We start from the raw sequence: 19,389 nt of genomic DNA on the forward strand, positions 1-19,389 counted from the left end.
TCGTTAATGTTTTGTTTTACTAAAAGTTTTAATCAGAATTTAGAATCTTGGAAGTTAGGAGAAAATGTTAGTATGAAATATGCTTTTATTGATTCTCCTATAGAAAATAATCCTCCTTCTTGGTATATAGAAAAATAAATATTAGTGATCTAAAAACAAACTAATAATTTATATAAAAAGTTTTATTAACATTTGATAACTTGAAATAAAAAATATATTATGATAGAATAATTGCCAATTAAATAAGGAATGAGGTCTCCTTAAATTATTTAATTATAGTTTTTAATTGAATAATTAAACCGCTTGATATTTAATTCTTTTAAAATATAAAAGCTGATGACTTCTGCAAATTTTATGATTTTTTAACTTAAATAATTTTAATTTAAGTAATTTATGAATTTGCAGATAATAGTTTTTATATTTTCAATCTTTAATTCATAATAAAAAATCAAATACTAACAAAAAAAGGATTATGAATTATGCTTCTTAGCTTAGCCTTAATATTTTTATGCGGAATGCTTTTAGGTAAAATTTTCTCTCTTCTAAAACTTCCTTCTCTTCTAGGACTTATAATTATAGGTATAATATTAGGACCATATTGTTTGAATTTATTGGATGATTCAATACTTTCAATATCAGCAGATTTAAGAGAATTAGCTCTTATTATAATACTGACAAGAGCCGGACTTAATCTTGATATAGAAGATTTAAAAAAAGTTGGACGACCCGCTGTACTTATGTGTTTTGTACCTGCAAGTTTTGAAATAATAGGAATGATTTTAATAGCTCCTAAACTATTTAATATAAGTTTATTAGAAGCTGCATTAATGGGTTCTGTAGTAGCTGCTGTTTCTCCTGCTGTGCTTGTACCAAAAATGTTAAAATTAATAGATGAAAAATACGGCACCAATAAAAGCATACCTCAATTATTAATGGCAGGTGCTTCTGTTGATGATATATTTGTAATAGTTCTTTTTGCATCTTTTACTTCGCTTGTTAAAGGAGGCAGTATTTCAGCATTAGATTTTGTAAAAATTCCTACATCTATTGTTTTCGGGCTTTTATTAGGAGTAATAATAGGTTTAATATTATCAAAATTTTTTACTAAATATCATATGAGAGACAGTGCTAAAGTTGTTATAATACTAAGCATATCATTTATATTAGTAACTATATAAAATTCAATTTCAAAAGTATTCAGCGGCATAATTGGTTTCTCAGGACTTTTGGCTGTTATGAGCATGGGAGCATATTTGAAAAAACAAAAAGAAGAATTATCAAAAAGACTTTCATTAAAATATTCTAAACTTTGGGTAGCTGCTGAGATTATGCTTTTTGTACTTGTAGGGGCAGCAGTTAATATAAGCTATGCATTAAAAACGGGACTCACAGGAATTATATTAATATTCGGAGTTCTAATATTTAGAATGATTGGAGTTTTAGTATCATTAATAAAAACTAAACTCAATAAAAAAGAACGCATATTCTCTATGATAGCATATTGTCCTAAAGCTACTGTTCAGGCAGCTATAGGTTCTATTCCTTTGGCATTAGGATTTGCATCAGGAGAAATAATATTAACAATAGCTGTACTTGCAATATTAATCACAGCACCGCTTGGAGCTTTCGGAATAGAGTTTTTTTATAAAAGATTATTAACACATGAATAAATACTTATAAAATTTTTAATTATATATAAAAAAGGCTTTGCTATAAAAAATAGCAAAGCCGTAAAATATATGAAGAAAATCACTTGCCCGTAACATTTACAGTATCATAATTAGAAAAATCATCTCTGCTTTCTCTGTCTTTTTTCTCATAATCTTTAAGAGGTATTTTATTTCTTATAGCGGCATAAACTGTAGGCACAATTACAAGAGTAAATGCTGTAGAAACTAAAAGCCCGCCAAGTATAGCAAGAGATAATGGCTGATACATTTCATTTCCGCTTCCTCCTGATAAAGCCATAGGCAAAAGCCCTAGTATAGTAGTAAGTGTTGTCATAAGTACCGGTCTTAAACGTCTAGGACCTGATTCTAATGCAGCCTCATCTCCATTAATATGTTTTTCATGCATAAGCTGATTCATATAATCTATCAATACAATACCATTATTTACTACAATACCAATTAATACTATAAAACCTATTCCGCTGTATACGCTCAATGTTTGTCTTCCTATAAATAATGCTATTAAAGAACCAGCAAAACCGAATGGGATTGCTAATGCTATAACGAAAGGAGCTATAAAAGATTCAAACTGACTTGCCATTATCGCATAAACTAAAACTAATGCCAATATTAATGCCTGAAGAAGCTGTAAAAAAGCCTCATTCATATCTTCAAAATCCCCTGTATAATTAATATTAAAACCAGAAGGAATAAACACTTCTTTTGATATTTTATCCTGAACATCCGCCATTATTTCGCTTAATGCTCTGTTGTACCCTGATGCTTTTATGGTTGTTATTCTTGTACTGTCTTTTCTTTCTATTTCTGTAGGTCCGTAACTTTTCTCTACTGTAGCTATTGATGAAATAGGAACGATTCCGCTTGTAGTAGGTATCATAAGTCTTGATATATCATCTATTTTTAATCTGTCCGGTTCTCCAAGCTGAACATTAACATCTATATCCGTAACATCTGAATTGGCGGGAGTCATCGTTGTTGCTGTAGTTCCTGCAAAACTTGTTTTAATAATATTTGCTATTGTGTTTACATTAATTCCCATTTTAGCAGCTATCTGTCTATTAACATATATTTTTAATTCCGGATTAGAATCATCACGGCTTAATCTAGGCTCTCTTATACCTTCTATATCAGATATAGCAGCTATTATATTATTCGCTATCTCTGTAGACTTATCCAAATCATCACCTACCAATTCTATGTTTATTTCTTCTCCTCCCGTTCCTCCGCTTCTTCCTATAGCAGAAGTTGTTATAGCAGAGATATTAATCTTTGCAGGATATGATACCAATGAATTTCTTGTAAGCTCTATATATTCATCTACAGATTTTTTTCTTCCATCTCTTTTTTCTCTTAACTGCACTCTTATTTCAGCCTTATTTTCCTCAGCACCTGATTTTACCCTAGACTGCATTCTGTCAAAATCTTCTCCTATAACAGATTGTATATCGCCTTCCATTCTAGTAACAAATGCTTGAGTTTGTTCTGATTTAGTACCAACAGGCATTTCTACATCTATTTTAAATTGTCCCTCATCAGAAGTTGGAAATCCCTCTTTTCCTATAATCATTAATCCCAATACTATTATTGCAAATATAACAGACATAGAAGAAATTAATACTTTCTTTTTATTTTTTATAGAATAATTAAGAACAGCTGAGTATAAATTATTAACTTTATCATGGAATTTTTTATTAACAAAATTTTCCATAGGTATTAAAAACTTAGTCTTCTTATTGGTTACAAGTCTAGCACCAAGCATAGGTACTATTGTAAGAGCAACAAATAAAGAACCTATCATGGAAACTGTTACTGTAATACATAAATCTCTAAATAATTGTCCAGTCTGTCCTTCAACAAAAAGGAAAGGTAAGAATACAGCTATTGTAGTAAGAGTAGAAGCTGATATAGCAAGCGCCACAGAAGAAGTACCGTTTATAGCGGATGAATATTTACCATAACCGCTATTTCTATAATAAAATATATTTTCTAATACTACAATTGAGTTATCAACCATCATACCAATACCTAAAACAAGTCCTGATAAAGAAATAATATTTAAAGTAATTCCAATAAAATACATCAATGTAAATGTAATAATTATTGATATAGGTATTGAAACTGCTATTACAGAAACAGTTTTTATATTCCATAAATAAAGCATTAATATAATAACAGCAAATAAACCTCCCTGCCAAGCAGTATCCAAAACTCCTTTTATAGATTCATTAACATTATCAGCATTATTGAATAAAATCTCATATTCAACGCCTTCAGGAAGACTTAAATTTGCTAACTGTTTTTGAACAGCTTTAGACACATTAACAGCATTTCCGCCGGATTCTTTATTAACAGATACTGATATTGCAGGCATTCCATTAATTTTTACTATTTCAGAATCATCACTGTATCCCTGATAAACTCTTCCAACATCTTTTAATTTTATAGGAGTATCATTTGTTTTTAATGTTACAACAGTATTTTCAATATCATCTACAGTTGTAAACTCACCCATAGTTCTTAAAGTGTATTTATAAACGCCTTCATAAGTTTCACCTCCGGATAAATTCTGATTCTCAGATGAAAGCAAAGAAACTATAGTATTAATATCTATTCCATAAGCATGAAGTCTATTTAAAACTAAATCAACTTTCATTTCTGTTTTAAGACCGCCTCTTATTTCAGCCCTAGCAACCCCGGATGCTTGTTCTATTTTATTCAATATTTGATTATCTATCAAAGTATACAATGCTCCTAAATTATCCGTACCGAAAAATGCTATCTCCATAATAGGCATCATATCAGTAGAAAATTTTAATACTGTAGGACTTTCAGCATCGTCCGGAAGTGAATTCTTAGCAGAGTCTATTGCTTCTCTAATATCGGCAGTGGCAACGGCTAAGTCAGTGCCCCAATTAAATTCTATAAAAACACTAGATTCACCTTCCTTAGAAGTTGATGTAATAGTATTAATATCGCTTACTGTAGCAACAGCATTTTCTATTACTCTAGTTACAGATTTTTCTACTTCTTCAGGCCCTGCATTTTCATACTCTGTACTTACTGTTATATAAGGCAATTCCATATCAGGCATAAAATCTACAGCCAATTTACTTAAACTTACAAATCCTAATATTAATACAGCTATCATGCACATAAAAACCGCGACTGGTCTTTTTACTACTAATTCTATAAAATTTCTCATTCCTCCACCCCCAACTTTATATAGCATACAACATACTTAAAAATCCAATTATTTAGACGAATAACTTGAAAAAAAGTTTTAAACTATTAAAAATCAATCTGAAATATTTTTCAATATGTTAACAATCATACATATAGATAAAATTACAGTCAAAATAATAACAATTATATTCAATATATTGGATATATCCGTATTAAAAAGACTTATATGTTTTATAATAACGAGTATAATTCCAACTATGCCCCCGAACATACCGTATAATTTTAACCTATTTAAATACTCTTTAGCAAAAGAATTAAATACATCATGTATGTTTTTCGGATTCATATTATCTATTTCTTCTTTTGTAATAGCAGAAAAATCTATTGAATCAATAATCAAATTAATATCGTCTTTGGCTGAATCTATAATCAAATTCAAAAAATAATATTTTGTTTTATCATCTATAATATCAGGAAGATCATTTCTTAGTTTAGATAATACCTTCTTTAATTCTATAAATGTTAATTTATTTATTAATGCATCTGATTCCAGCTTATTAAGTACATTAATAAGTGATTTCATTAAATTATCTTTATCTATTAAATTATCATCTTTTGCAGCATAAAGCAGAAAATTATCCAAATGCTCTTTAGAATATTTAAAAACATCTTCAAATATATCATCAAAATATTTTTCTACATTTATAATTTCTTTTATATTTCTAGGATATAAAATATTTCCTAAATAATTTTTAATCTCTATAGAAATATTCCTGCTGTAATTATAAATATTAATAAATAAATCTCTTATAAATTTATGCAAATCATCATCAGTATTATATAAAAATGAATCTATATACTTCTCCGTTATCTTATAATCTATATTATTTACAGCCAATATAAATACTTTATCTGCAACTTTATATATTAAATTTTGATTATTATCTATAACATCATCTAAATATTTCCTTAAACTGCTGTATTCATATAATCTTTCATTTCCAAATATATATGAAATATTTTTAGATAAAATATTATCATCTAAAAAATTAAAAATAATATCCATAAAATCATTTCTTATATCATTAATAAAAATAGGAAGTTTATTATTTATCAAATTAAGTATTATTTTATCAGTTAAATCTATAACAAAATCATTTTTCAAAGGAACATTTTCTATAACCATATCCCTAATTTCATATCTATTATTATTCAAAGACTCATTCAATTTTCTATTCATCATAGAAAAAATAAATTCATTATTTGATCTTATAAGATTAACTATTTCTCCGTCAAACATTTCCTTTATTTGTTTGCTGCTCTTTTTGGATATTTCATTATCAAGCAAATCTATTATTATACTAAATATTCTATCTCTTACAGATTGAGAATTTACAGCTTTTATAACATTAGGCACTATTACATCTTTAAATCTATTTAAATCCTTAAAATTATTTCTTGCTATATTTTGAATAAATGTCTTTAAAGGAATAAAATTAATATTTTTTAAAATTGATTCCAACAATATAATAAAAATATTATCTATATTGTCATTTATATAAGATATTATAGATTTTCTGTTATTTTTATTATTTTTTATAATATCCAAATAATTATTCTTTATTAAACTATTAACAAAATTATATTTTATAGAATTAATATTTCCTGATACAATATTATTTATACTTGAAAATATATTTAATTTATCTATTTTATCATCTTCAAGCATATAATTAAAAAAAGTTTTATAGTTATCCCTTATTAAATTATTTTCTATATCTTCTTTATTACCAATAATTTCAAATATACCCTCTTTTTCCATTAATCTGTCATTAACGAAATTAGACATAGAAACAGCAAATCTATTTTTTTCACATGCCACAGCACCCCAAAATACTTTTTTCTTTATTCCAAATAATGGTTCATAGGGCTGAAATATAGAATAAATTGCAAGCACATTCGTTATTAAACCTATCAATATATATACTAAAGGTTCTATTATATAATTTAATATTCCTAATGAACTATTAAATGAATTAGCAGGTAAAAAATATGCGGTTGCCAAGCCAAATAAAGCCCCTAATAAAGCACCCAATATATTTATAGGCTCTAATTCTTTACCCATAAAATCATTAGCCATAGCTGCTATCTCATCTTTATTAAGCTTGCCCATGTTGTTTTTGATAGTCTTTATTACAAGGGAATCTATTATATTAGAAATAAAGTTTTTTTCTTTTTCTATAAAACTTACAACTGAATTATAAGAATTATTATATAAAAAATCATCTATATTGCTTTCTTTTTTTATAATCAATTCGTTTATATGTAAATTAGAATATTTATCTATCAATTCTTCAAGTAAATTAAATAATGATTCTATTATAGAATCAAAATCATTGATAAAATCATACAAAGTATTATTCTTATAATCACAATAAATGCCGTATAAATATTTTTTTATGATTGATTTATTTTGATTAATTATATTTATGATATTATCAATTTTTATTTCTTTTATATTAATAGAATCAATTTTTCTAAATAATAAAGTTCTAGCCTTATCCACAGATTCATATAAATTTGATACTATATAATCAATAATCTCTTTTTCTAAAAAACTATATAGATTATCTATCATATTAGAATCAACAAGAACATTTATTTTTAAATTGAAAAATTTTTCTATCCAAGAATCAGGTATTTCTTTTATATTAAATATTATAATATCTTTGGCTATGTCTTTTATATTATCTATATTATTTACATTTTTTAATATATCCGATATTTTTGTTTTATTCAAATAATTCATTATATCATTTGTAACGGCTTCTATTACCTCATCAACATTATCCTTATATTTTTCTATATATTCAATAACTTTCTGTACAATTTTATATTTAGATGATATATCATTTAAAAATACATTTCTAATAATTTTAACTACAAACTGAACAAAAACTCCATCTATATTTTCTATCTCTTCATCAACAGCACTCTCTATGATAGAATCTAATCTTGATTTATTTTCATTTATTATAGGTATAATAATATCTATAAATTTAGGTAAAATATCTGCAAGAAGCATCTGAAGTCTGTTTGCTATATTATGATTTAATAATTCATATACAGTTTTATCAGTATTTTTTAATTTTATATAAAGCTCTTCTATAATTTCATCCAGAATATTTTGAAATTCATTATTTTCTGATAATTTATTAATAATAATTTTTATTTCTTCTGTTTCATATACAGAAAATAAATCTTTTATTTTGCTATTAGATAATGATAATAAAAAACTGCAAAAACATTTTTTTATGTCTGAATATTTTATTATATATTTTATTAATGATATTGTTTCTCTTTCTATTTTATTTTTATTATCATTATTTTTATAAGCAAATATTATATTATCTAAAATTTCTTTTAATATTGTTTTGTATTTATCATCATTTTCATTATACGCTTTATATATTATCTCATTAATTGTTTTATTATCAGAAATATATACTATAAAACTATCAGCTAAATTATTAATAATATTATTAGCCTGATTATCATCTATTATTTCTGACAGTTTTATATTTTGAGATAATTTTTCTAATATAAATGATATACTTTCATTTGTATTTGTTTTGCTCCAATTAATAATATTTGTCTTAGTTTCATTGAAGCCTATTACATTTTTTATCTTTATAGAAGTTTTTAATATTAATTTATCCTTTAATTTTTTAAAAAACTCTATTATATTATTTTTAAATTTATCTTTTTTTATTTCAGCATATATTGAATTATAGTTTATAATTTTTTTAGAAACCATTTTACTGATTTCATCTATAAAACTATCTTTTTTCCTTGCTATTATTCCATTATTAGAGAATAACTTTTTTAATGCAACAGTATTAGTATAATAACCAGATACGGCACCAAGAAAAGCACCAAATATTAACTGAAGCAATAAATCCATTTTCCCCTAATAATTAATTATTTCTCAAATGATTCCAATTCTTCGCAAAGTTTTAAAAAATCTTCATAAACAGTTATAGACTGCAGAAATCTTAAATCAAGCATGTATCCGGAATCAATATGTTTGAAAAATTCAGCATCCCAAAGCTCAGTTTGAATAAAACCTTTTTTGTAATCATATTTATAAGGCTCAAACTTAAACGGATAAGCTCTGAAATATTTAACTTTAGCAAAACATAACTTATATATTCTAAATAATATGCCTATAGTATCATTTCTATTAAAAAATTTATCTGTAAATACCAAAGTTTTATGAGAATTCTCCTTCTCCTGATACCAAGCATTATTCTCCTTTTTAAGATCATATTTTTTTATTATATTCTCCTTATCTGATGAATAAAGCGAAGTGAAATCATAATCATATCTCACTTCTTCATTACTATACTCTATATTATCGCATGCTATATAAAAAAAGCTGTTGGTATCATCCGGCTTCATCTTTATCATTATAGAATATTTATCATTTATTATATTTTTATAACTGCTATTAATATACTTTATATCATCATCATTACATACATAAAATACATCATACTCATTAGGACATGCATTAAAGTATTTAGAACATTGAACAAAGCTAGCATTTTTTAAAATAATCTCTATACTATGATAACAGCTTAAATCATTGCTGCCTATAATATGCAGATCTTTTTCATAGTTAGAAATCATAAAATCAATCCACATATTGTCCTTTATAGAATCATTTATACCTTTTATTTTGTTTGTTATGTCCATAAAATTAATATTTTCTATATAAGATTTAAACTCAGCCTCCATATATTTAAAATTTATAAAAGCAACCTTATCATCATGCTCCAAAATCTCTATATAAATAGCATCATTTTCTATGAAATAAAAAAGATATTTCCTATTATCATTAAATAATAAATATCCGTTTTCTGTTTCTTTTATTTCAGCATTCAGATTAGATTTTATGTATTTCATTAAAGAAAACATTGCTCTCTTATCATCAGCGGCATTGTTATAAAGTACTTTTATTATTTTGTTTTTCTCATCCAAATATGATATTTTATACATTTCTTACATCCGATTTTTTTATTTGTAATTATATTATTATAGTATAAAAATACTATTTTTTAAAGTAATAATTTATTTAAGGAACTTTTTTATTTTTCATTCGTCTAAAAAGTCAAATAATATGTTCTAAGGAGGTGTTAATAATTTATGAAAAAAATTGTTATTATTTTATTATTAGCTATATTTAATATGTATAATTTATACGCAGATGATAATTATAAAATAAATGATAATTCATTAAAAGTTTTAAAAGATGCTGGAATAACAATAACCAAAGAACAGAAAGAAAATATTTTTATAATAGTACAAAAATACTCTTCAGATGCTAGAAAGATTCTCTCTGAAATAAGAAAAATAGACTCAAAACTTAATAATGAATATAAAAAAGTTGACGTTAATTTAGAAACAGTAAAAGAATTAATGTTTGAAAAGAAGCAAAAAGAGGCTGATTTTGATTATCTAATCATATCATGCGATTTGGATATATTAGAATTATTTTCAGATGTTGATATAAAAAAGATTAAATATTATATTTTATTTAAAAAATAGGGGAACTTTTTTCGGTTATTGCCGTCTAATATATAGAAAGACAATAAGATGATGTGAGACATGGATGTATTGAAGGAGAAATCGTATATATGAATAAATTGTTTTATAGTATATTTTTAATATTAGTGCTGTCTTTATCTCTTTTGGGTCAGCCAGGTCATAAAGGTCCTGGTCATCATGGTCCAAGACATAGAGGCGGTCCTCAATTTGAGAAAAGATTAGGACATGATCCTTTACAATTTTTTAGAAGAATAGGCATAGTACTTACAGATGAACAAGCTGACAGAATGTACGATATAGCTATTAATTTTATAACACAAGAAGAACCTATTAGATTAGAAATAGATAGAATAGAAAATAGTATAAGAATGGAACTTGTGAAAGAAAATGCTGATAGAAATGTATTAAAAGAATTAATAAGCAGAAAAAAAGAACAGGAAGCTTTGAGAGATTATTTGAGAATAGTCAGAGATTTGGATATAATAAATGTATTAACTCCGGAACAAAAAGCCCAATTTAATAGCAGGATGAGATAATTATAAATATGAGCGGTGTAAATATTATGGCTTATGAAGATAATATAGATGCATTCAAAATAGGCAATGAAGAAGCTTACAAAGAACTTATGGAAATGTATAAAAAACCATTATTTAATTTGGTTTATTCTATCATTTCTAATAAGGATGAGGCTGAAGAGATAGTACAGGATGTTTTTGTAAGTTTCTATATAAAAAGAGAGAGTTTTGAAGGAAGATCTAAGATATATACTTGGCTGTACAGAGTATCTTTCAATAGAGCTGTTGACCACATAAGAAAAAAAGAAAGAGAAAAGAAATACAGACTAAAAGAATATAGAAGTTCTGAAGTTCAAGACTCTAATGATGATAATAGTATAAATAAAATTATACTTGCAGAAGCACTTGAAAAATTGGAGGATGATTTTCGTATACCGCTTGTTATGGCTGAATATGAAAATTATTCCTATAATGAAATCTCTGATAAATTAGATTTACCGGTTAATACCGTTAGAACTAGAATATTCAGAGCTAGAAAAAAACTTTTATCTATTATGAAAAAAATGGGGGTAAGCTTATGAAAAATAATCATGAATATTATGAAATGCTTATAAGCAGATATATGGACAATGATTTGGAAAGCGATGAAATTTTTGAAATGGAAAAACATTTATCTGCCTGCAAATCATGCCAAAAATTTAGAGATGAACTCAATTCTATGTCATCAATACTATCAGGAAAAAAACCTATTGTAGTACATAAAAAGAGTATTTTTGATAGAAGTAAATTACCAGCATATATAGGTTCCATAGCAGCAGCATTGTTATTGTTTGTAGGAATATCTATTATTTATAATAATCCGAATTCAAATATAAATAATGATGATACAAAATTAATTGTTTCGGACTTGAATAATTCTGTAATCAATACAAGTATAGATAATACTTTTAATGATGATGATTATACTCCATTATCAAGCTACTTCAGCTACAGTGAACAAAATGAAAGCGAAGATGCCGCAGCAAGCGAAATATCTATAATGTCTGCATATATATACTATATGGGAAAATAAATATTTAGCTAGTTTTTAGATAGTTTTATTACAGTTTGAGGAAGTATTTTATGTTCTTCTACTAATACTCTTTTTTGCAGTGTTTCAGCAGTATCATCCTCTTTTACTTCTACCCTAGCCTGCATTATAATATCTCCGCCGTCTATAGTATCAGTAACATAATGTACTGTACATCCGGACTCTTTCTCTTTATTTTTAATAACAGCCTCATGCACATGAATACCATACATTCCTTTTCCGCCATACTTTGGAAGCAATGAAGGATGAATATTTATTATCTTTCCTTCCCATTTTGATATAAAAGAACTATCAACTATAGATAAAAAACCAGCTAATACTATTAAATCTATATTTATTAATTGTTCATCTATTTTTTTGAATAATTCAGTTTTATAAAGTTTTCTATCTAATAAAACAGCCTTTATATCAGCATTTTCAGCAATATTCAATCCACCGCATTCTCTGTCAGCTATTACAATATCTATTTTATAAAAATTACTATCCTGAGATTCTATTAAAGATTTTAAATTGCTTCCGCCTCCGGAAATTAAAACAGCTACTCTAAGCATATTCCGCTCTTATCCTCGTCATCATTTTTTGCTATATATCCGATTTCGCAAGCATATTCATTCATATCCTGCAAATCATTAATAATATTATCTTTATCTTCTTTAGAAGCTATTATAACAAAACCAATACCCATATTAAAAGTATTATACATCTCTTCTTCTTTTATATTTCCAAGATACTGTATATAATTAAATATACTAGGAGTTTTGAAACTATCTTTTTTAATTACAGCCTTATATCCTTTAGCAACAGCACGAGGTACATTTTCTATTAATCCGCCTCCTGTAATATGTGCCATTCCTTTTATATTATATTTTTCTAATAAAGGCAAAACTTTTTTTACATATATTTTAGTAGGAGTTAAAAGAGTTTCACCTATTTTTTCACCTTCAAATACAGCATTATAGTCACGTACTAACTTTCTTATAAGTGAAAATCCATTACTATGAAAACCGGAAGAAGAAATACCTATAATAACATCATTTTCAGAAACTTTTGAACCATCAATTATTTTATCTTTTTCTACAACACCTACACAAAATCCTGCTATATCATAATCTCCCTCTTTATAAAAACCAGGCATCTCAGCAGTTTCTCCGCCGATTAAAGCAGCTCCTGCCTCATAACATCCGTCTGCTATTCCTTTTACTATTAATGCGGCAACTTCTCCACTCAATTTTCCGCAAGCAAGATAATCCAAAAAGAAAATAGGTTTAGCTCCATGACAAAGTACATCATTAACACACATAGCAACAGCATCTATTCCAACAGTATCATACTTCTTCATAGAAAATGCTATCTCTAATTTAGTTCCTACACCATCGGTTCCGGAAACAAGTACCGGATTGTTATATTTTCCAAGTTCATACATAGCACCAAAACTTCCTATATTGTTAAGCACATTAGTATGCATAGTCTTGGCAACAACTTCTTTCATAAGAGAAACGGCTTTATAACCCTCTTCTCTGCTTACTCCGCTGTCCTCATAAGAAATACTCATAAATAATCCCTCAATTTTGAATTAGTAAATAGTATACCAATATTTTTTATATTTACAATATGATTTTTAATTAAAAAAGCAATGAGCTTAAATTATAAGCTCATTGCTGTATATACTAAAAAATATACAAATTATAATTCCTGTACTATCTCTTCAATTTTGAATATTTCAAGTACATCACCCTTTTTAATATCATTGAAATTTTCTATAGAAGCACCGCACTCATAACCTGTTGCCACTTCTTTAACATCATCTTTAATACGCCTTAAACTGGATATCTTACTTGTATATACAAGAACATTATCTCTCATCACTCTTACGCCGGCATTTCTCTCTATTTTACCGGAAGTTACATAACATCCTGCAATAGTACCAACTTTAGGAACATGGAATACATCCCTAACTTCAACAGTTCCAATATCAACCTCTTTTTTAAGTCTTTCAAGAGAACCTTTCATAGCATTTTGTATAGATTCTATTGCTTCATAAATAATATCATATCTTTCTATAGGTATTCCAATTTTTTCAGCAAGTTCTCTAGCCTTAGCAGAAGGACGAACCCTATATGCTATAATAATGGCATTAGATGCATGTGCTAAGTTTACATCGCTTTCTGTAACAGCACCTGATGCACTATATATTGAAACGAAACGTATTTTATCACTTTGTATTTTATTTAAAGCATCTCTCAAAGCCTCAGCACTGCCCTGAACATCAGCTTTAATTATTACTTTAAACTCTTTCATAGATTCAGAAGCTATTTTCTCATAAAGGTTTTCTAAAGTAACCTTAACATTAGCCTTCAAAGCTTCCTGCTGTTTTAATTGAACTCTCTTATCAGCTATGGCCTTAGCTTCTTTTTCATCTGACATAACATTGAATGATTCACCAGCCTCAGGAGTCTTTTCAAAACCCAAAACCTCAACAGGAGTAGAAGGCAAGGCTTTTGTTACTCTCTGCCATAAATCATTAACCATAGCACGTACTTTACCAACAGAAAGTCCGCATACAAAATAATCGCCTATTTTTAAAGTACCATTTTGAACTAAAACAGTACCTACAGGACCTCTTCCAGGATCAAGAGAAGCCTCCAATACTATACCAATAGCTTCTCTATTTGGATTAGCTTTTAATTCAAGCATTTCTGCCTGCAAAATAATAGCTTCCAATAAATCATTAATGCCCTGCTTAGTTAAAGCACTTACTCCTATATACTGAGTATCTCCTCCCCACTCTTCCGGAGTAAGACCATACTCAGATAAAGCAGCTTTTACCTTATCCATAGTAGCATTAGGCAAATCCATTTTATTAACAGCAACTATTATAGGAACATTTGCTTCTTTCGCATGATTGAGTGCTTCAACTGTCTGAGGCATAACACCGTCATCAGAAGCAACAACAAGAATTACTATATCTGTACTTTTAGCTCCTCTTGCTCTCATCATAGTAAAAGCAGCGTGCCCTGGAGTATCAATAAATGCTATTTCACCGCTAGGTATTTTTACTTTATAAGCACCGATATTCTGAGTAATACCGCCGCTTTCTTTTGACGTAATATTACTATGTCTTATAGCATCAAGAAGAGAAGTTTTACCATGGTCAACATGCCCCATAATTGTAACTACAGGCGGACGAGGTTTCAAATCTTCTTCTCTATCTTCTTTTATTTCAATTGTAGCTTCTTCCTGCAAAGATACTACATTAACTTTACATCCGAAATCATCTGCAATGATTGTAGCGGTATCAGAATCAATTATATCATTTACTCTAGCCATGGTACCCATACCCATAAGTTTTGATATAATATCTGATGCTCTTAAATTCATCTTTTTAGCTAAATCGCCTACTGTGATAGTTTCCATTATGCTGATTTCTTTTTCAACACTTGCAAGTCTTTGTTCCTGCTGACGTTTTTTAGCCTGCATTTTATTAAAGATTTTATTTTCTTGTCTCTGTGCTGCTTCAGCTTTGGCATCTTTCTGAGAAGACTTTTTATCGTATTCTTTTTCTTTCTTCTCATAATCTCTTTTCTTATTGTCTTTTTTATTGTCCTTCTTAAAAGAAGATACATCTTCTACTGGAGAAGATATAGGCAATTTATTTTCACGATTTTCTTTATGCTCTTTATTATTATTGTTATTGTTGTTATTATGAGAATAATTTTTATTTTTATTTTCTTTATTATTATCTCTATTAAAATTCTTTGTATTTTCAGAATTGTTATCTTGCTTTTGAGACTCTGTATTTTCTGATTTATTATGTATTATTATTTTCTTTTTAACTATAACTTTCTTAACTTTCTTAACAGCTGCAGCAGACTGACTGTCATCATTGTTATTATTATTGTTATTAGATTTTTTTATAATAACTTTGGGTTTGTCAGCCTGTGAGCCTTCTTGATTTACATTTTTTTCATTATTCTCATTTTTTTGAGACATTATTTTCCTTTCCCGTTAATATTAAATTTTAATTATTTGTTCTTGGCAATAAATTATTGTCTGCACCCTGCTGAGGTAAAGCTGCATTAGTATCTCCAACTTGAGGAGGTAATATATTTGCTTCTCCTAAAACAGCTGTATTTCTTTCTATTACTGCTTTATCTTTTAAATCCTGTATATCTCTGTTTACTAATTGTTCAGCATAAGCATTTTTATATAACTGAGCAATATAAGGAGCTGTCTCTGTATTATATTCTGTTATTCCGTACATTTGTGCTAATTGAGGCTTAGCCTGTTCAAAAAATGCCTGTGCTTGTTCTGCTGTAGGTTCAGGTATAGTTTTAGCAGCATCTGTCATAAGTTTCTGAAGATAGTATTGTGCTTTATAATTTCTTATAGCAACATCCATTACTGATTTAGCCTCATCACTGTCAAAAAATTTCTCTTCATTAGCTTTATTTAAAAGCAAAGCATCTCTTATAATTATTTCTGAATAATATTGTTTAAATTGATCATTACTAAGATATAAAGCCATTTGTTCTTCTGTAGCAAATTGAGATAGTAAAGAAGCTTTCAAATCTTTATTAAAATTAGTTTGATTAATTGTAAGATCATCTATTTTTAGAACCCACTCACCTTCTCCGCCTTTTAAATAGGCTAAAGAATCAGATGATGAACTGCTTGCACTTTGTGTTTTCGAACATGCTATTACAGGCAGTAAAGTTAATATAACAAATAATAGTTTCTTCAAATTTTTTAAAGTCATAAAATTATACTCCTTATAAATAAAGAACAGTTTAATAGTTGTATAGTTTATCATATATAAATATTTCTGCAAGTAAAAATAAGTAAAATTTTATTTGAATATTATTTTTTACCGGAATACATATTAATTACTAAATTAGGCAGCTCTTTTTCTATAATACCATACCATATAGATTTTCTTCTTTTTAATGTTTTACTACTCATAGCGAAATTCATAAGTTTATTATATGTTTCATTAGCCTTTTGAACATTTTGGAATATAGGAATATGATTTGCAGGAAATATTTCTGATATATTAGATTCTATATCCTTCTTAATAACAATATCATATACTGGAAGAATTTTCTCATAACCAGCACAAATACTTTCAGCATATTCCAAAACCATCTTATCAAAATCCGGTATAGTTTTTAATAATTTTATTATTAAAGCAAAAGTATCTATTGCCTCTTTATAATTCTCTTTAACTACATAAGCTCCATTTGCTTTATCGCATAAATCACATATTGTAGAGTTAGTATATCCTGATATGTAATCATTAACTTTTTCATCTATTTGGAAAGGAGGCATTGATCTTGAAACTTTAGATATTAATTCTAAAACAGCAGTAAACATTCTCTGCTTCCATAAATTTCCTTTAACACTTTTTACAAGCTCTTCCATTTCATTAAAGAAAGACTCTTTATATTTCTCATTAGGGTTAAATATGGCTTCTACTATAGGTATTTCTGTACCTTTAAATGATATCATTCCATTATCATAAAAAGATATAATATTCTTTTCAAATATTTCACTTTTTACTCTGCTGTTCTCTTTAAGAAAGTTAAACTGCAAATTTTTGGTTACTATTACTTTATTTTCCTTTGGTGCTAAAGTATTCGCTCTAGCCTGCATCCTAGCTGCATTATTAATTAAAAATCCTGATAAATCTCCGTCTTCTGTAATTATTAAAGAACTATTTGTATTGCCGCCGGATATTCCTGCACTGATTTTAAACTCAGGCAAACCTGCTGTATCAACGCTAGGATAATCATTTAATAATCTTTTTTTACTCAATACACCTATAATTGCAATGGTAGCACTTAAAGCATCCGTTGCTGTAGGACATACCATTATTATTTCATCACCCTGTTTTCTATGAGATATTACATTATAAAATCTTGTAACTTCGCTTACTTTGTTTTGCATCAAATCATCTAAAGCATGCAGTTTTGATAAATTATTTTTATTCTCTTCGCAAAATTTTGTATAACCATGTATATCGAGCATTGCTATATAAACATCTGCTATTGATAAACTGAGTTTTAAATCTCCGGCAAAATTATATTTGGGATTTTCCACAACAAACTGCATCCATAATTTAGGATACATTTCTTTATCCAAATTATTAAAAAAACCCCAATTAATTTTACGAATCAGAGCAAATAAACTCTTTAGTATTGTTTTGTGATCATGAATCTTTTCAAAATTAACATTCTTAGCATAAGTAAAAAGACCTGAAAAAGTTTTTATTTCACCAGATACTATTTTATCACTTAAATGAGCATATAATTCGTATTTAGAAGTAGATTGATTGTATTCCTCTATTTTATTCACTTTTATTCTTGCCAAACCTTTTATTAAATTACCCTTAATTATTACTTTAACTTATAAATAAAAAAAATCAATACTTTAATAAATAAAATATAAAACTATAATATCTTGAAAAAAAATTAAACTATACTAAAATAAATAAAAAATAATATAAATCAAATAGTTATGGAAAAAATAAATAGTAATTTTAATATATCAATAGCTTTATACAGACCGGAAATACCAGCTAATACAGGAAATATTGGAAGATTATGTGTAGGACTTAATATATCGCTGCATATAGTATCAAAACCATCATTCATAATAAGTTCTAAAGAAGTAAAACGTGCTGGTTTAGATTATTGGGAGCATTTAAATATAATAAAACATGAAAACGAAAATACATTTTCACAATACTGCATCGATAATAACAAAAGAATAATACCTGTTACAAAATTTGGCAAAAATAGATATGATGAATTTAATTACTCTAATAATGATATACTTTTATTTGGAAGAGAAAGTACAGGCTTAAGGGAATCTTTATGGGAAAATGATTTAGAAAATTCTGTATACATACCTATGAGTGATAATGTACGCTCAATCAATTTATCTAATACAGCAGCTATTATAGCTTATGAAGCATACAGACATATTTGTCTTTCTATTTTTTAATTATTAAAATTTAGTACATATAAAAAGCCCATCAGCATATTTATACTGACCCGACCCTGCCACAAGCTCTAAAGACTTTAATAACGATAAAAAGCCCATCAGCATATTTATACTGACGGGCTTTATATCTACATTTGTAATAAGTCGCTTTTTAAGAAAAATTATCCAATAATTCTCATTATAGATTGGTTTTTCATATTAGCGTTAGCTAACATAGCAGCACCTGTTTGTTGTAAGATTTGCTCACGAGTATAAGCAACCATAGCAGAAGCCATATCAGCATCACGTATAACGCTTT

Annotated in this window: 14 protein-coding genes and 1 pseudogene; 6 read left to right on the forward strand and 9 right to left on the reverse strand. The window is 27.2% G+C overall.

What is annotated here, in order from left to right; all coding sequences use genetic code 11:
• Nucleotides 1-479 precede the first annotated feature (479 nt).
• Nucleotides 480-1,670, forward strand: a pseudogene (locus tag Q0J90_RS08735) (cation:proton antiporter).
• Nucleotides 1,671-1,749: 79 nt separating this feature from the next.
• On the opposite strand, the gene Q0J90_RS08740 reads toward Q0J90_RS08735, so the two are convergent.
• From Q0J90_RS08740 to Q0J90_RS08750, 3 genes are all read right to left on the reverse strand, one after another.
• Nucleotides 1,750-4,893, reverse strand: coding sequence for an efflux RND transporter permease subunit (locus tag Q0J90_RS08740; protein ID WP_297277537.1), 3,144 nt, complete (start codon nucleotides 4,891-4,893; stop codon nucleotides 1,750-1,752).
• Nucleotides 4,894-4,986: 93 nt separating this feature from the next.
• Nucleotides 4,987-8,838 (reverse strand): hypothetical protein, encoded by a 3,852-nt coding sequence (locus Q0J90_RS08745; protein ID WP_297277538.1) that lies wholly within the window; start codon nucleotides 8,836-8,838, stop codon nucleotides 4,987-4,989.
• 17 nt (nucleotides 8,839-8,855) lie between these two features.
• Nucleotides 8,856-9,935 carry a hypothetical protein gene (locus Q0J90_RS08750; protein ID WP_297277539.1) on the reverse strand — a complete coding sequence of 360 codons (1,080 nt, stop codon included), beginning with the start codon at nucleotides 9,933-9,935 and terminating at the stop codon, nucleotides 8,856-8,858.
• A gap of 147 nt (nucleotides 9,936-10,082) precedes the next feature.
• Here Q0J90_RS08750 and Q0J90_RS08755 point away from each other — a divergent pair, with 147 nt between their 5' ends.
• The 4 genes from Q0J90_RS08755 (at nucleotide 10,083) to Q0J90_RS08770 (ending at nucleotide 12,071) form a co-directional block, all read left to right on the forward strand.
• Nucleotides 10,083-10,484: a hypothetical protein gene (locus tag Q0J90_RS08755; protein ID WP_297277540.1), complete on the forward strand. Its 402-nt coding sequence runs from the start codon at nucleotides 10,083-10,085 to the stop codon at nucleotides 10,482-10,484.
• Between the two features lie 89 nt (nucleotides 10,485-10,573).
• The gene (locus tag Q0J90_RS08760; protein ID WP_297277541.1) at nucleotides 10,574-11,020 is read left to right on the forward strand and encodes a periplasmic heavy metal sensor; all 447 of its coding nucleotides are present in this window, start codon (nucleotides 10,574-10,576) and stop codon (nucleotides 11,018-11,020) included.
• Nucleotides 11,021-11,028: 8 nt separating this feature from the next.
• Nucleotides 11,029-11,580 carry an RNA polymerase sigma factor gene (locus tag Q0J90_RS08765; protein ID WP_297277542.1) on the forward strand — a complete coding sequence of 184 codons (552 nt, stop codon included), beginning with the start codon at nucleotides 11,029-11,031 and terminating at the stop codon, nucleotides 11,578-11,580.
• On the forward strand, nucleotides 11,577-12,071 hold the full coding sequence (locus Q0J90_RS08770) for an anti-sigma factor (RefSeq protein WP_297277543.1): 495 nt from the start codon (nucleotides 11,577-11,579) through the stop codon (nucleotides 12,069-12,071). The genes Q0J90_RS08765 and Q0J90_RS08770 overlap by 4 nt, the downstream gene beginning before the upstream one ends.
• Before the next feature lie 8 nt (nucleotides 12,072-12,079).
• On the opposite strand, the gene purN is transcribed toward Q0J90_RS08770, so the two are convergent.
• The 5 genes from purN to Q0J90_RS08795 form a co-directional block, all read right to left on the reverse strand.
• Complete coding sequence (purN, locus tag Q0J90_RS08775) at nucleotides 12,080-12,640, reverse strand: phosphoribosylglycinamide formyltransferase (protein ID WP_297277544.1); 561 nt, start codon at nucleotides 12,638-12,640, stop codon at nucleotides 12,080-12,082.
• The gene (gene purM / locus Q0J90_RS08780) at nucleotides 12,628-13,641 is read right to left on the reverse strand and encodes a phosphoribosylformylglycinamidine cyclo-ligase (RefSeq protein WP_297277545.1); all 1,014 of its coding nucleotides are present in this window, start codon (nucleotides 13,639-13,641) and stop codon (nucleotides 12,628-12,630) included. The genes purN and purM overlap by 13 nt, the downstream gene beginning before the upstream one ends.
• 131 nt (nucleotides 13,642-13,772) lie before the next feature.
• On the reverse strand, nucleotides 13,773-16,079 hold the full coding sequence (infB, locus tag Q0J90_RS08785; protein ID WP_297277546.1) for a translation initiation factor IF-2: 2,307 nt from the start codon (nucleotides 16,077-16,079) through the stop codon (nucleotides 13,773-13,775).
• A 28-nt stretch (nucleotides 16,080-16,107) separates the two neighbouring features.
• On the reverse strand, nucleotides 16,108-16,845 hold the full coding sequence (locus Q0J90_RS08790; RefSeq protein WP_297277547.1) for a hypothetical protein: 738 nt from the start codon (nucleotides 16,843-16,845) through the stop codon (nucleotides 16,108-16,110).
• Between the two features lie 101 nt (nucleotides 16,846-16,946).
• Nucleotides 16,947-18,440: a hypothetical protein gene (locus tag Q0J90_RS08795; RefSeq protein ID WP_297277548.1), complete on the reverse strand. Its 1,494-nt coding sequence runs from the start codon at nucleotides 18,438-18,440 to the stop codon at nucleotides 16,947-16,949.
• Between the two features lie 162 nt (nucleotides 18,441-18,602).
• On the opposite strand from Q0J90_RS08795, the gene Q0J90_RS08800 reads away from it, so the two are divergent.
• Nucleotides 18,603-19,091, forward strand: coding sequence for a tRNA (cytidine(34)-2'-O)-methyltransferase (locus Q0J90_RS08800; RefSeq protein ID WP_297277549.1), 489 nt, complete (start codon nucleotides 18,603-18,605; stop codon nucleotides 19,089-19,091).
• A 161-nt stretch (nucleotides 19,092-19,252) separates the two neighbouring features.
• Here the strand turns inward: Q0J90_RS08800 and Q0J90_RS08805 are convergent.
• Nucleotides 19,253-19,389 (reverse strand): flagellin (locus Q0J90_RS08805; protein ID WP_367173880.1); only part of this gene is annotated, 137 nt, incomplete at its 5' end.

Origin of the sequence: uncultured Brachyspira sp. (assembly GCF_944390595.1) — a bacterium.
Taxonomy (GTDB): Bacteria; Spirochaetota; Brachyspiria; order Brachyspirales; family Brachyspiraceae; genus Brachyspira.